General features: G+C 48.6%; 9 protein-coding genes. 5 read left to right on the top strand and 4 right to left on the bottom strand.

Annotated features, from left to right (window positions below; all coding sequences use genetic code 11):
• Positions 1–460 precede the first annotated feature (460 nt).
• Positions 461–1384: a nucleoside hydrolase gene (locus F4X88_15335; GenBank protein ID MYA57659.1), complete on the top strand. Its 924-nt coding sequence runs from the start codon at positions 461–463 to the stop codon at positions 1382–1384.
• On the opposite strand, the gene F4X88_15330 is transcribed toward F4X88_15335, so the two are convergent.
• A complete protein-coding gene (locus F4X88_15330) occupies positions 1381–2217 on the bottom strand; it encodes a hypothetical protein (GenBank protein MYA57658.1) in 837 nt (278 codons plus the stop codon). The two genes, F4X88_15335 and F4X88_15330, sit on opposite strands and share 4 nt — an antisense overlap.
• A 203-nt stretch (positions 2218–2420) precedes the next feature.
• Here F4X88_15330 and F4X88_15325 point away from each other — a divergent pair, with 203 nt between their 5' ends.
• From F4X88_15325 to F4X88_15310, 4 genes are read left to right on the top strand one after another with little or no spacing between them, the layout of a single operon-like run.
• Positions 2421–2783, top strand: a complete 363-nt coding sequence (locus F4X88_15325; GenBank protein MYA57657.1) for a hypothetical protein — start codon at positions 2421–2423, stop codon at positions 2781–2783.
• Between the two features lie 39 nt (positions 2784–2822).
• Positions 2823–5684: an ATP-dependent DNA helicase RecG gene (recG, locus tag F4X88_15320; protein ID MYA57656.1), complete on the top strand. Its 2862-nt coding sequence runs from the start codon at positions 2823–2825 to the stop codon at positions 5682–5684.
• 16 nt (positions 5685–5700) lie between these two features.
• Positions 5701–6396 carry a hypothetical protein gene (locus tag F4X88_15315; protein MYA57655.1) on the top strand — a complete coding sequence of 232 codons (696 nt, stop codon included), beginning with the start codon at positions 5701–5703 and terminating at the stop codon, positions 6394–6396.
• A gap of 8 nt (positions 6397–6404) precedes the next feature.
• Entirely contained in the window at positions 6405–6653 is a 249-nt protein-coding gene (locus F4X88_15310) for a type II toxin-antitoxin system RelE/ParE family toxin (GenBank protein MYA57654.1), read from the top strand.
• Positions 6654–6697: 44 nt separating this feature from the next.
• Here F4X88_15310 and F4X88_15305 read toward each other — a convergent pair whose 3' ends face one another.
• The 3 genes from F4X88_15305 to F4X88_15295 form a co-directional block, all read right to left on the bottom strand.
• Positions 6698–7666, bottom strand: coding sequence for a hypothetical protein (locus F4X88_15305; protein MYA57653.1), 969 nt, complete (start codon positions 7664–7666; stop codon positions 6698–6700).
• Between the two features lie 154 nt (positions 7667–7820).
• On the bottom strand, positions 7821–11456 hold the full coding sequence (gene smc / locus F4X88_15300) for a chromosome segregation protein SMC (GenBank protein ID MYA57652.1): 3636 nt from the start codon (positions 11454–11456) through the stop codon (positions 7821–7823).
• A 364-nt stretch (positions 11457–11820) separates the two neighbouring features.
• Positions 11821–12573: a ComF family protein gene (locus F4X88_15295; protein MYA57651.1), complete on the bottom strand. Its 753-nt coding sequence runs from the start codon at positions 12571–12573 to the stop codon at positions 11821–11823.
• Between the last annotated feature and the right edge of the window lie 1217 nt (positions 12574–13790).

Raw genomic sequence — 13790 nt, 5'->3', positions numbered from 1 at the left:
CACGCATCAAACTCAAAAGACTATATCCAAAAACTCAACATTGAACGACTACTAGAAGCGTTGAAAACTTTCAAGTCAATGTGTTCTCTGCTTTGATTGCGTATCAACTCTTAGAAAACAAACCTACGTTGAACCTCGCTGAACTTCAGGAGGTCAGCGATTTACCCGTGCTTTTCTAAAGACTAAACTTTTTTCAAACTCACGTTATGTATTATCATCAACCTGAAGCACCAACAAATCCGTTTTTTGATGAGACTTCCGACTCTTACTATTAAAGACTGCACTTTCACGTCGATTTCGTGCATAATTTGAAAAAAAATGAAAATTTATTTTTTTCATCGATTTATGGGGATAATGAGAATGAGGAAGCATTAAATGAAATAGCAGAAAAATAAACCCTATCTTTTCCCAAACGTGATATACTAAAGAAAAATCTCGTTACATGTAAGGTAAACCGCTTATGAGCTTTCCAACACTGTCAGCGTCAAAACGTGTAGAGATGCTCCAACCCCCAACGGGGCAGGTCCGCATGGTCCTTGACACTGACACCTATAACGAAATCGACGACCAGTTTGCAGTCGTCCACGCCCTACTCTCACCCGAACACCTCAACGTTGAAGCAATGTATGCCGTTCCTTTCCACAACAACCGCTCAGAGAGCCCCGAAGACGGCATGGAAAAAAGTTACGCTGAAATCCTACGGCTTTTGGACTTTCTCAATGTCTCTGCCGACGGGTTTGCCTATCGCGGTTCCAGAACGTTCCTTGCCGACCAAGAAACTCCCGTGCCGAGCGATGCCGCAACCGATATGATTGAACGCGCCCTGGCAGCAACTCCCGAAGATCCGCTTTACGTCGTGGCTGTCGGTGCAATAACGAACGTGGCTTCTGCTATCCTCATGGAGCCTGAAATTATCAAACGTATCGTTGTCATCTGGCTTGGGGGGAATCCCTTGTATTGGCCCCACACCCGTGAGTTTAACCTGATGCAGGACCTTCCGAGTGCGCAAGTGGTTTTAGATTGCGGTGTGCCATTCGTTTGGCTACCTGCACGAGGGGTCGTCTCACATCTACACACGACAGTCGCGGAGATGGAACGCTACGTGCAGGGCAGAGGTAGGGTCGGCGATTACCTCGTAGAAATCTTTAAAGACTACTCAAGCGACCACTTCGCTTGGTCAAAAGTGATTTGGGATATATCCGCAACGGCATACCTCATCAACCCGGCGTGGGTGCCGACAGAGATCGTCCACAGTCCTATCTTAACAGAAGCCGCGACGTGGAGTTTCGATAACAGTCGCCACCTCATGCGTGTCGCCTCGAGCGTGGATCGGGACGCGATTTTCCGGGATCTGTTTGAGAAATTACAGGCACACACGGATTAGGGGAGCGGGACATCCCATTCGTCCGCACAAATAACTTCGAGTTGATCGTGGGGTTTGAAGTAATCGGTTGGATGATGATCTTCACCCATGTCACCGAACAATCTCCGACGACGCGGGGTCATCCGCGCGAGAACCTCCGCGGGAAGTCTGTCATAGTCATAAGGGCGGGACCACATCTGTCCATACCGGAAGGTCACACTTTTGCGGATGCGTTCCGTCTGATTCGGACCCACACCGTGCCACAATGCCCAGGGAAAGATGACCGCGTCTCCTGCTTCCGCAAGTACCTGAATCGCGCCTTCGGGGTATGTGCCTTTTTTAAAACCGTTCTCAGGAAAAGAGACCTTGTGGCTTCCCGGCACACACATAAAGTTTCCCTGATTCGGTTCCGTCAGATCCGTTAAGAAAAATTGGATTTTGAACTGTAGCGGCAAACTATCCGGATGCGGATGAATCCGTTGCAACGAAGGACCTGCATCCGTATGAAACGCCATCAGTGCCTCCGCATCAGGGTGTCTGACATAGATTTGCGTTCCCATGATGTGGAGATAGGGTCCCATCATTGAAAGGATAGTCCCGAAAAGGCGCGGGTGATCGGTAAGCCGATCAAGGGCATCTGTCCGTTCAATCGCACGGATAATCGTATAGGCTCCCTTTCCAAACCGATGATTGCCTTGTAGGCTTGGCGTTTCTTGGACATACGTTTCTATCGCTGCATCCACGGCTGTCAAAATTGTATCAATCTCGGTAGGTGCCAGGACGTTTTTGATGAGCAGGAATCCCTCTGTTTGCCACTCTTTTTGTTGGACCTCTGTTAAGTATGGAGATACCATCTGTTTGCTCCTTTCAATGGCGTGCGTTACAAGTCGGTTAGATTTAGAAAGATTATAGACGATTTATGAGTCTATGTCAACCTCGTTTTGCCAAGAGAACTCAACGTTTTCGCTGAATTTGCGTCTAATTTATTAGACATGCTGGCATTTTTGTTGACATCTCCAGACATATATGATTTACTATTTCCAAAAGGAGACACACAATGAAAACCATTCTCGGCCTTTTAATATTCTTCTTTGTGATCATTTTGCCATTGTATTCTGAAACCTCTGAAAATGCTATTGAGACCGATATTGCGGTGATAAAGACAGATATCCAGAACCTAAACGAGAAAATTGACGATAAATTTGGGAGTTTGGAAAAACGCTTCGATAGCCTCGAAAAAAATTTCGACAGACAAAATACCCTCATCATTGCTTGTATCGCCATCCCAATGGCACTTATTACGCTCATGATCGCATGGCGAAGTGTAAAGGACAATTCACTCCAAAAACAAATCGACGAGCTCTCACAAGTAATTGAATCGCAGAAACAACAGTTAACAGAGAGGTCTCCGCAATCTTAACCTTATGAAAGGCACAAGACCGTTTCCCCAGCAGAAAGTATGAACAACTTCACAAAAATCCTTAACACTATCCGTCGTCCCTTTCAACAAGAACGCCGAAAGGGGTGCCGCGACGATGTTGTCGTCAACGGGTTGGGAAGTTATGTCCAATTGTGGGTAAAAAACGGTGAGACCTTCACACTATCAACAACTGAAAAAGAGGTCCTGAAGAATTTAGCAGACCTCTTTGAAAATTACGCCGATGCCTCGTCCACCCAACGCCAACGCATACTTGTGGAGGCAACAAAACGAATTGATGCCGCCCTCGGGCATGGACGACCAAACGCCTCGGATAGCATCGAGACACGTGCCGAACCCTCGCAAACACGCCAGCCGCGAAAGACGCAGCGTGTCAGTCCGAAAAAAAGTGCCCAAACGGAGATGTTGTCTCTTTTTGCGGAAGTAGAAAGTAAACCGGAAAGCGAGCCGCCAAAACAGGAACAGGCATCGGACCGTCCAGCCGCTACGGTACCAACGGAAGATTTACCACTTTTCCAAGACACAGCCCCTCCGTCCCAACGAAATAGCCATCAGCCATCAGTCATCAGCGGTCAGCAAGAAGGGGACATGTCACCAGAAAACCACTTTACTGACAGTCGACAGCCGACAGCTGTCCCCGCCGATGAACCCTCAGAATCTGTCCGAATCTCAGATACCCCCGTTTCAATGGACATCGATGCGCTTGATTTTTTATCCCAACCGCTTCAGTATCTCAAAGGGATTGGGCCCCGTCGCGCCGAGATGCTTCGAGAGGAACTCAATATCCAAACGGTGGGTGAGTTTCTCGCATACTACCCGCGCGATTACATCGACCGTTCCAAGATGGTAGAGATTTACAGGGTCGGAAGAACGGAAGATGACGAACCGGAGACTATACAAGGCAAAGTCGTCAATCACACCTCATCCCCGACGGCGAGAGGGAGACGTATCGGTAAAATTTCAATTTACGACGGCACTGGCGTAGCACTCCTCGTTAACTTCGGGAGACGTATCGGCATTATGAAGGCATTGCTCCCCGTTGACACCGAGGTTGTCGTCAGTGGTAAATTCTCTCGCCGTTACAATGAGATCCAAGCCACCGACTATGAATTTGAACTGTTTGAAGAAGAAAACTTAATCCATACAAATCGCATCGTTCCGAAATACCCGCTCACTGCGAAACTCACGGCGAAGATGCTACGGGCGTGGATGCGGATGGCGTTGGATGAACACGGACAACAGATACCTGAAATCTTTCCACTCGCACTTCGGACTCGACAAAACTTGATTGACAGGCAATCCGCCATTAACGAGATACATTTCCCGACCTCGGACGCACATCGGGAAGCGGCACAGAAACGGCTCGCGTTTGAGGAGTTTTTTCTCCTCAGTATCGGGATGGAGATGAAAAAAGAACGGCGTATCTCGGAGGACGGTATCGCGTTTCGAGTTGGAATGGAGGGCAACCTTGGAACGTCTCGTTCCATATTACGCGATTTCCTTGCTTCGCTGCCTTACCAACTCACACGGGCACAAAAACGGGTTTTCGCTGAGATCCAAAACGATATGCAGCAGCAAACCGTCATGAATCGACTCATTCAAGGCGATGTCGGTTCGGGAAAGACGGTCGTCGCAGCGATGGCGTTGCTCTCTGCTATCGAAAACGGGTATCAGGGGGCACTCATGGTTCCGACTGAAATCCTCGCCGAGCAACACTATTATAATCTCTCGGAGATGCTCGAAAATTTGCACAAAGATACCGGTCAAACTGAGGACGGGCGCATAAACGTTGTGCTTCTTAAAAGTGACCTACCCAAGCCAGCGCGCGAGACGGCGTTAGCAGCAATCGCTGATGGCACCGCAGACCTCATCGTTGGAACGCAGGCACTGATACAGGAAGGCGTCGATTTTCACAAACTTGGACTCGTTATCATTGACGAACAGCACCGGTTCGGTGTAATGCAACGCGCAACGCTCCGTAACAAGGCACAGGCAGCAAATAGAACCCAAAAACAAGGCACCGTTGTCCCGCCAGCCCCGGATGTCCTCGTCATGACGGCGACCCCGATTCCAAGAACGTTGGCGTTGACGCTCTATGGGGATCTGAACGTCTCTGTTATCGATGAAATGCCTCCCGGTAGACAGACAATTAAGACCTATTGGAAAAAAGAGAAGGATCGTGAGAAATTATACAGCACCGTTCGGAACGAGATTCAACGCGGTAGGCAGGCGTATATCGTCTATCCACTCGTTGAGGAGTCCGAAAAATTGGAGGAACTCAAAGCCGCCACAGAGATGGCAGCCCATCTTCAAAGTGAGGTATTCCCCGATCTGCGTCTCGGGCTTTTGCATGGACAAATGAAATCCATTGAGAAGCAGGAAGTGATGACGAACTTCAAGGATCGACATATCGATATTCTCGTCTCAACAACGGTGATTGAGGTGGGTATTGATGTGCCAAACGCGACGTTGATGGTCATTGAGAACGCCGAACGGTTTGGGTTATCACAATTGCATCAATTGCGTGGACGTGTCGGACGGGGTAAACATCAATCGGCGTGTTACCTTGTTGCTTCACCCAGGGGGGACGACTCTTTTCAGCGGATTCGAGCGATGATTCGGACAAACAACGGCTTTCGGATTGCAGAAGCAGACCTGAACATCCGGGGTCCGGGCGAGTTCTTCGGCACCCGCCAATCGGGCATCCCAAATTTCAAGATTGCGAACATCATTCACGATGCGACGCTTTTAGAGGCGGCGAAAAAAGAAGCGGAGTTGCTCATTAAAGCCGATCCAGCACTGAACGCCTCTGAACATCAGTTGTTGAAGCGGATGTTACAGAAACACTGGCGCGGCAACCTGGAGATTGCATCCGTAGGTTAACTATAAGGAGAAACCAATGCCACACGACATAATAAGCATGACGCACGCAGCATTCAGTACCTGGCTCACACCAATTATCAACTGTCCGTTCTTTGAATCCCGTGAACGACTCGTTGTCTTGCTTGCCAAGAATGCCGACAGAGACGCATTGGAAGCCGAGCTCTGTGAGTTTTATGAAGGCTACTGTGGTTTGGCGTTTGAGTTAGAGGAACCTGAGGACCAGTTGCTCTCAATACTACGGATGTGTGATACTTTCGCATCGCTACAGGCGCGCATCGCAGCCGTGAAAACTATGCGAAAAACTTCGCCTGCAGGACGTATCGCGAAACGGATGAGTGATCTGCCGTTAATCACTGATCCCGAACCCGAGATCGAGGTGAGAGAATTGCCGGATGACGCGTTCCGTAGACTGATGGAAACGCTTGCGAATTGGGAACTTTTTGCAACGCGTGAGCGAGTTGTTAAACTGCAGAAGGCGTTACCATCGGTCAAGGGGACGGGACGACTGAAGTCGGCATTCTTTGAATTTTTTGTCTGCTACCTGGAGTTAGAGCAGTTTCTTGAGGATTACCACTATGACCCAGATGAGGGATTAGAATTGCGTCCGGAGGTAGCTGAAAGATTGGAACATAGCGTAGCAGAGCATGAGTCTGGTGAAGTTAAAGCGATTCCGATAGAAGAAGTCGCGAAAAAATTAGGGCTGAAGTGGTAATGTACCGTTTGGAAATTATGCCAAAAGCGGAAGCAGACTTTGCACGTTTAGATACTACGATTGAACAGCGAATTCTTGATAAGCTGAAATCACTCTGCGAAAATTGTGACACACATCGTCACGAGGCTCTCCGAGGTCCATATAGGGGAAAATTCCGCTTACGAGTTGCTGGTACTTACCGAGTGATTTATACCTTCAATAGACAAACAAGAACAGTTGTTGTTCACGAAGTTGGGCATCGGAGCAGCGTTTATTAGCAGAAGTGTGATACCGAAACGCAAATTGGGCAGATCCAGCCATCTTAAACAGATGCAATTATCAACCGATACAACTGGGGGACAGTGACCGAGAAATCCCCAGAGATGTGGTACCCCTCACCCCCGTCTTTCACCGTGCGGATGAGAATGGTTTTCTTCGGACGATGGTAGTAGTGGGCATCGGTAGGTGCCCCTTCGTCTTGGAAATCGGGAAAATCGATGAGATCAAAATTCGCAGTCGTGAAGTGTCGAATCTCTTCACCGTGCTGCGATGCAATATTGCGAGCCATGGAAAGGCTTTTGAGGTAGACTTCAGGTCCCATGACAGCCGAGCCTAAATTCAGAAAAACCCCGTCTTCTAACTGAGAAACACTGTGTGCGAAACGGAGAAAATCTTCACCCGTCGTCCATCCCATCGCCGCGTAGTCAGCGGCAGGATGCTGATCGATGATGTCGTATCCGATACCCTTGTGAACGGTAAAGGGGATACCTAACCGATACGCCGCGGCAAACATACTTACATCGCGATGTGGAAAGGATATGCCCATTTCGCCTTCTTGGATGAGTCTACCCACAGCTTCTCCGAAACCGATCTTATCTCGGTAACCCCGAACGATCGCTGCGTTCAGATAGCGTCCGGTTTCCTCCCAATTCCCGAATTTTCCATCCCAGATATAGTCCTCCACATCTTCGAGCGTTGCACCGATGTGCGCAAGCTCAAAATCGTGGATAGCGCACGCCCCGTTCGTCGCAAGGTGTGTGATGATACCGCGTTCCATCAAGTCGATGATGAAATGGGAGTTCCCACGCCGCATGACGTGCGCACCCATCATCCAAATCACCTGTTTCCCGCGATGGTGTGCCTCAACGATACAATCGGCAACGGCAGAGAGGTGCGGATTTTCGTAGCGCGGGGTCTCCACATCTAACGGGTAGACATCTGCGACGGTCATCTTGTGCTGGCGTTCAGGGAGCGGCAGAATTGTGAGGTGATCTCGGTTCAATTTATCCATATTCACGAATGAGTGCTCATGTTGCTGTGGGTTCGGCGGATGGGTTGTTTGCATAAACCCTTAATAACTGTTCGCGTTCCAATCCGCATCGGAATTAACCAAACACCATCGTGAAACGAAGTGGAACGGTGCCCAGATTTAATAGTTTAAAATACTATTCGGCAAACTTAGCAGAGACAATTTTCGAGATACCGGCCTGTTCCATCGTCACACCGTACATGGCATCCGCGATTTCCATCGTGCGCCGGTTGTGCGTGATAATGACGAACTGCGTGTTCTCAGCGTAGGCACGGATAAGATTGGCGAAGCGGAGGACATTTGCTTCGTCGAGTGCAGCATCAACCTCATCGAGGACACAGAAAGGACTCGGCTTGATTTTGAAGACGGCAAACAGGAGCCCAATCGCCACCAATGAACGTTCTCCACCCGAAAGCTGCGTGATGCTCTGTGGACGTTTCCCCGGTGGACGCGCAATAATATCAATACCCGAATCGAGCACATCGGACGGATCCGTCAATAGCAATTCAGTCTCACCACCGCCGAAGAGTTGTGTGAAGACCTCTTGGAAGTTCGTCTGCACGGCTTCAAACGTCTCAAGGAACACCTCTCTCGATGTCTGGTTAATTTTCTGTATCACCTGATATGTGTCTTGAACCGATTGTTCAAGATCTGCGCGCTGCGAAATAAGAAAATCGTGGCGTTTCTTATATTCCTCGTAAGCCTCAATCGCTTTGAGATTGACTGCGCCCATTCCAGAAATTTCTGCTTTCAACTTTTCAATGCTATCCAACAGATCGATCTCGTCCATCGCTTGTTCGTTATCTGCTATTGGCGGCAGGGCATCGATCGAAACCTGATATTTATCGTGGATACGGGTTGAGACCGATTTTATGCGCATTTCAAGTTGCGTTGTGGCGACTTCGAGTTTATGACGCGCACGGTTCTGTTTCTCAAAGTTTCTACGGGTTGACCGCATCTCCTTTTGGAGGACCTCTACCTCCTGAAGAAGTGCCTCGCGTTCTTCGGTGAGTTCATCCACGCCCGCTTCGGCTTCGGCGCGGTCCCCTTCTAAACGGAGGAACTCGCCTTGCGCTGCGGCTACCTGCTCCACGAGGTCACTTTTTCTCTGTTCATCTGTGTCAATAATTGCCTGTTGCTCAGCGATATCCTTTTCTATTCGCGCCTGTGTTTCCTTGAACGTTTGGATTTCCAATGCTAAACTCTCAAGTTTCTGACGCTGTCCTGCCAAGAAGACTTGCATCTCCTGACAAGTGTTCGCCACCTCAGTATGTTTCCGATTTTCGCTTTCAATCTGCTCGGACATGCGTTCGATCCATCGCTCAGTCCGTGTGCTCTTTTGCGTCAAGGTCGCGATTTCAGTTTCAAGGGCTTGTTGTGCTTCGCGCGATGCCGCTACTGCACTGCCCAATTCGCGATTTTCGACCTCAAGCGCAGCGAGTTGCTGTTCGAACCGGACAACTTGGAGGTTTGCCTGCTCTAAGTCTTTCGTCAATGACGCTTTTTCGACCCGTTTATCCTGCCATTGGACGGTGAGCGTCTGCCGCTTTTTTTGAAGATTTGCTATTGTTGCAGCCAGAGCCTTGCGTTTCTGATCCCTCTGATTCGAGTTTCTGGTCAATTGCTTGATCTCGTCCTCAAGCGTCTCAAGTTCGCGTGAACGGCTCAGGAGACCACTTTTTCTCTGGTCTGTTTGACCGCCGGTGATGGCACCAGAGGTATTGATAACTTCGCCATCTAACGTGACAAGACGCGCACCCGGACGGAACCGACGGGTCAAGGCGATTGCCGAATCCAAATCTTCAATAACGAGCGTATTGCCCAAGAGATGCCGCATCGCAACCTCGTATTTGAGGTCGTAATCGATCAGTTCCTCAGCGATTCCGATAACACCGGGCTGGTCCAGGAGTTCATCATCATTAAACCTACGTCCACGTAGGATATCCAGCGGGAGGAACGTTACCCGCCCTGCGCGATGCTTTTTAAGGAAAGCGATCCCCTTTTGGGCATCCTCAGCGGTTTCAGTAATGACGTTCTGGATAGCACTCCCGAGAGCCACCTCTATTGCGACTTCATATTCAGTATCCGTTGTGAGGAGTTCAGCAACGACACCACACACCCCCTGAAACTGATCGGAATAGTGCGTTTTCGCCCGCATGATTGCCCGAACACCCGTATAGTATCCCTCGTAAGCGGATTGCAATTCCTGTAATGATTTGTGCCGTGAGACGTTGACACCTAAGGTATTTTGTAAGTCTCGGATTTCGGATTCGATCTTACGGAGTGCATCTTGGTTCTCGTTGAAGTCTATCTCTACCTGGTTTTTCTCGGTCTCGATCTGAACGAGTGCTGCCTTCAATTGTGTTTCGGCATACTGGACTTCATCGCGCGTATCGGTGGCAGTGCTGAGTTCAGCCGTTAATGCCGCCTTATTTTCTTTGAGGCGGTTGAGATTCCCTTCGGTATTGGTCAACGTATGCTCGAGTGCTAAACGTTCGCGCTCGCGTTCTCCCAACTCCGCTGCGATCTCCCGCAAAGTGTCTTGTGTTTCTTGGACGGAATCCTTTGCCCGACTGATACGCCCCGCGAGTTCTGTGAGAAGCTGCTGACGCGCTGCCAATCGGCTCTCTTCTATCTTACAGGATGCCTCAAGTTTTTGATATTCTTGGGTGCGTTCCCGCTGCTGTGTCAGTGTGCCTGTTTGCTGTGCTTTTAAGGATTCAAGCGTTTGGAGGGCTCGCTCCCGTTGGCGTTGAATGTTGAGCTGGCGTTCCTTGTGAAGTACGATCTGGCGTTCGATCTGCTCAATTTGGGTTTCAATCTCGCGAAGGGCTATCTGTCCTTCACGTATAGCGTCATCCAACTCAGATCGACGGTTTGTGGAGTTCTCGATACGTTCCTCAGCGGCTTTAAGGGTTTCAGACGCACCCGCAACGGTGGTTAAGACCGCATCCAAATCGGCTTGGGTTTGGCTATAATCTGTCCGGAGTTTATCATATTCCCGGTGCGCGAGTTCCAATTCGAACTGCTTCAACTGTGCCTGCTGTGTATTATAGAGTCGTGCTTGTTCTGCCTGTTCCCTGAGGGACTCAGTTTCGCGCTGTAACTCCTGAATCACATCGTTGATACGGGCAAGGTTTTGCTCGGTCTGTTCAAGTTTACGGAGTGCTGTTTTCTTACGGTGTTTATACTTTGTAATGCCGGCGACTTCATCGAAAAGAAAGCGACGTTCTTCGGGACGGACGTTCAGGATGAGGTCGATCTTACTCTGTTCCATAACGGAGTAAGCATCTACGCCGATACCTGTGTCCATGAAGAGTTCGCTGATGTCTCGGAGACGGCACGGGTTCTGATTTATCAGATAGCGGCTTTCACCATTACGAGTCAGGTGTCGAGACACCTGAACTTCTGGAGATGTGAGGGCAAGTTTGAGAGCATCTTGTGTCGGGGGATTGGGGGACTCTGAACCATTTCCATTTGATTGTTGTGAAGTAAGTTTTCCGCTTGCAAGCGGTGCCGAAAAATTCAGGGCTACCTCTGTTTTTTGTGCGGGTGCGAAATTCGCACCACCGTTGAACAGTAGGTCGCGCATAGAAGCACACCGAAGGGAGCGGGCACTCTGTTCCCCAAGCACCCATCGGATCGCATCGGAAACGTTGCTTTTTCCGCAACCGTTGGGTCCGACAATCGTCGTGATACCGGGTTCAAGTATCAGCTCAACTTCTTCGGCGAAACTCTTAAATCCACGAATTTTAATGCTGTTTAAGTGCAAAGGTTTACCCTCCCACTATAATTTAGGTAATATCTCAAGGGGCAATAGTTATCAAAGCGGACTTTTTTCAATCTGCTTCGCAGTGAGAATTATCCGTTAGAGAGATGTCTGATAATCCGAACACGTCTCGTAATAACTGCTGATAACTAATATTGTGTAAACGCAATCTTAAGAAAAAAGTTTCACGATTTTGCCGATTTGGGGGAACCCCGTTCGTAGTAGGGAAACCATTCATTGCCCGTTCTGTTTATAGCGTGTAGGTTGGGTTAAACGGGAATTATTAAAAATTGCACGGAGCAGATAACTCTCAAATTCATCAAGAAACCTGAAACTATCAAAGGACGAGTGAAACCCAACATATTCTCTACACATTTAAGGTTCTCGCCAGTGTTAAAACATCAACCTCGGCGGGATCGGCTGTCCAGAGCTCACTCACTGCTTCACGAATCGTGGCACCCGTAGTGAAAACGTCGTCAAAGACCAGAAGTCGCTTGTCACGAATAATGTCTGGGTTCCGAATTTTGAAAGCACCCCTAAGATTCTGCTGGCGTGCTTCTCTGTCTAAACTACTTTGCGCCACTGTGTGCCGATACCGAATCAATATATCTGTGAGAACTGGAACGCCTGCAGTTTTCGCAATCCCGTTTGCAAGAAGCGTTGCCTGATTGAAACCGCGTTCCCGCAGCCGTTTCTTATGGATTGGAACGGGCAAGATAAAATCGTATTCCGCAATATTACAGTCCGACGGCATATGTGCGTTTATCAGTTGAATTAAGGGACGCGCGAACACCTTTTTCTTTTCAAATTTAAAGAAATGTATTGCTTGCTGGAGTGTCGTCTGGTAAAAGGCGAGGGTTCTCAATTTTCCGTAGCGTGGTGGGGTAGTCGCACACGCCTCGCACAGTCCATTGATACCCGGTGTGCCACATATATCGCACCAAGGTGCTTCAAGGAATTGGATATCCTGCCAGCAGTTATTACAGATATAGGGTATGGACGTAGCCCCAAGAAATTCCTTACAAACCCGACATTCTGCGGGATAGAGGAAAGTTATTGCGGTTTCGGATATATCCCGCAATAAACCGGGGACGTGCCTGCGGATTGATTTGAGTTCCATGAGACGCTACCTTGGAAGATGTAATATTCTATTCGTCCGAATCGCGAATTATCGCAGATTTCACAGACGTTATATATTTTGTTTCTTTTGTAAAGATGCGATACATTTTACCGATGTTGGTGCCTTAAAATGTTACACTTGGTGTAACATTGCAGGGACATCGGTAAGTGTCTCCCACCTTAGGTGCTGTCTGGGTTCCGAGCCATTTTCAGGGCTGATGTCCTATCGCGAAAAAAAAATAATTCAGCGAAAGTGTAACATTTTCTGTGGGTGTTCCTGGATGTCTATTTATGTTTACATCACATATACTAATCTATAATATATAATAACATATATAATTTAGGAATGCAAGTTTATTTCTCATTCCTGTGTGCATTTCTCTACAGATGCTGTCCCTCAGTTTCCATCAGTTTTCCGAAGGAATACTAATTTGCTTGTGCGTTTTCGAAGGTGCAGAAACAAAGGTTTCACTCACACTACCCTCTGGTGGAATGTTATATGCCAGCCAATATAATTGCTCTTCGTAAGGCAGATGTATACCAAGCTCGTCTAAGAATACACAAACTTTGTTAGGGGCGTGGTTGTCAATTTTCATAATCATATCCGTTCCCCGAATCCGCCACCTGAGAGATTGATCGGAAAATCGGCTGAGTATGTCAAATTTTACGCCGATGCCTATCAGGCGAGGATGCGATCGTCTCAAATGAGATTAGTTGCTGCGGGCTCGATTTTCGGTTGCCTGACCCTAACGAGGGGTATCGCTATTATTGCAGCTCATATAGAGGCGGAGCGGTGAGGCTTCCGAAAATAGCGTAGATTCCGTATCCATAATATCCTCAAGGTGTTGACAAATTCCGGCAAATGGTATAAAATATTAGTGTGGGTTTCGAGTCTCCAGCGCAAAGCCCCTGAAGCAACCCGAGCAGCTCCTCGAATCGCTTCAACTTTATGTATAACTCCACCCACGGCTGGCTGGCGCGAAATGGATCTGGTCTCCACCCGTTAGGACTCACAGCTCTGATGTCACAGTGCTTAAGTCCAGCCCTACCGTTTTTTTAGCTCCGCCCAAGTTGTCGTTAAGCGATTCTGGGGATGCACAGCAAAACCCTCAATTTCATTCGGTAGTTTGGGGACAGCGTTGGGATCTATTGCCATGTAAACCGCATCCAAACGGGTATCGCCTTCCCTAGACCAAAATGTAACGGTATGTTTCCCCG

Source organism: Candidatus Poribacteria bacterium (assembly GCA_009839745.1).
Taxonomy (GTDB): domain Bacteria; phylum Poribacteria; class WGA-4E; order WGA-4E; family WGA-3G; genus WGA-3G.
This window is presented reverse-complemented; position numbering and strand designations above follow the sequence as displayed.

Excerpts from the sequence above, each read along its gene's own strand:
- recG (MYA57656.1), top strand. The coding sequence starts at position 2,823 with ATGAACAACTTCACAAAAATCCTTAACACTATCCGTCGTCCCTTTCAA.
- F4X88_15325 (MYA57657.1), top strand. The coding sequence starts at position 2,421 with ATGAAAACCATTCTCGGCCTTTTAATATTCTTCTTTGTGATCATTTTG.
- F4X88_15335 (MYA57659.1), top strand. The coding sequence starts at position 461 with ATGAGCTTTCCAACACTGTCAGCGTCAAAACGTGTAGAGATGCTCCAA.
- F4X88_15305 (MYA57653.1), bottom strand. The coding sequence starts at position 7,666 with ATGGATAAATTGAACCGAGATCACCTCACAATTCTGCCGCTCCCTGAA.
- F4X88_15330 (MYA57658.1), bottom strand. The coding sequence starts at position 2,217 with ATGGTATCTCCATACTTAACAGAGGTCCAACAAAAAGAGTGGCAAACA.
- F4X88_15315 (MYA57655.1), top strand. The coding sequence starts at position 5,701 with ATGCCACACGACATAATAAGCATGACGCACGCAGCATTCAGTACCTGG.
- F4X88_15295 (MYA57651.1), bottom strand. The coding sequence starts at position 12,573 with ATGGAACTCAAATCAATCCGCAGGCACGTCCCCGGTTTATTGCGGGAT.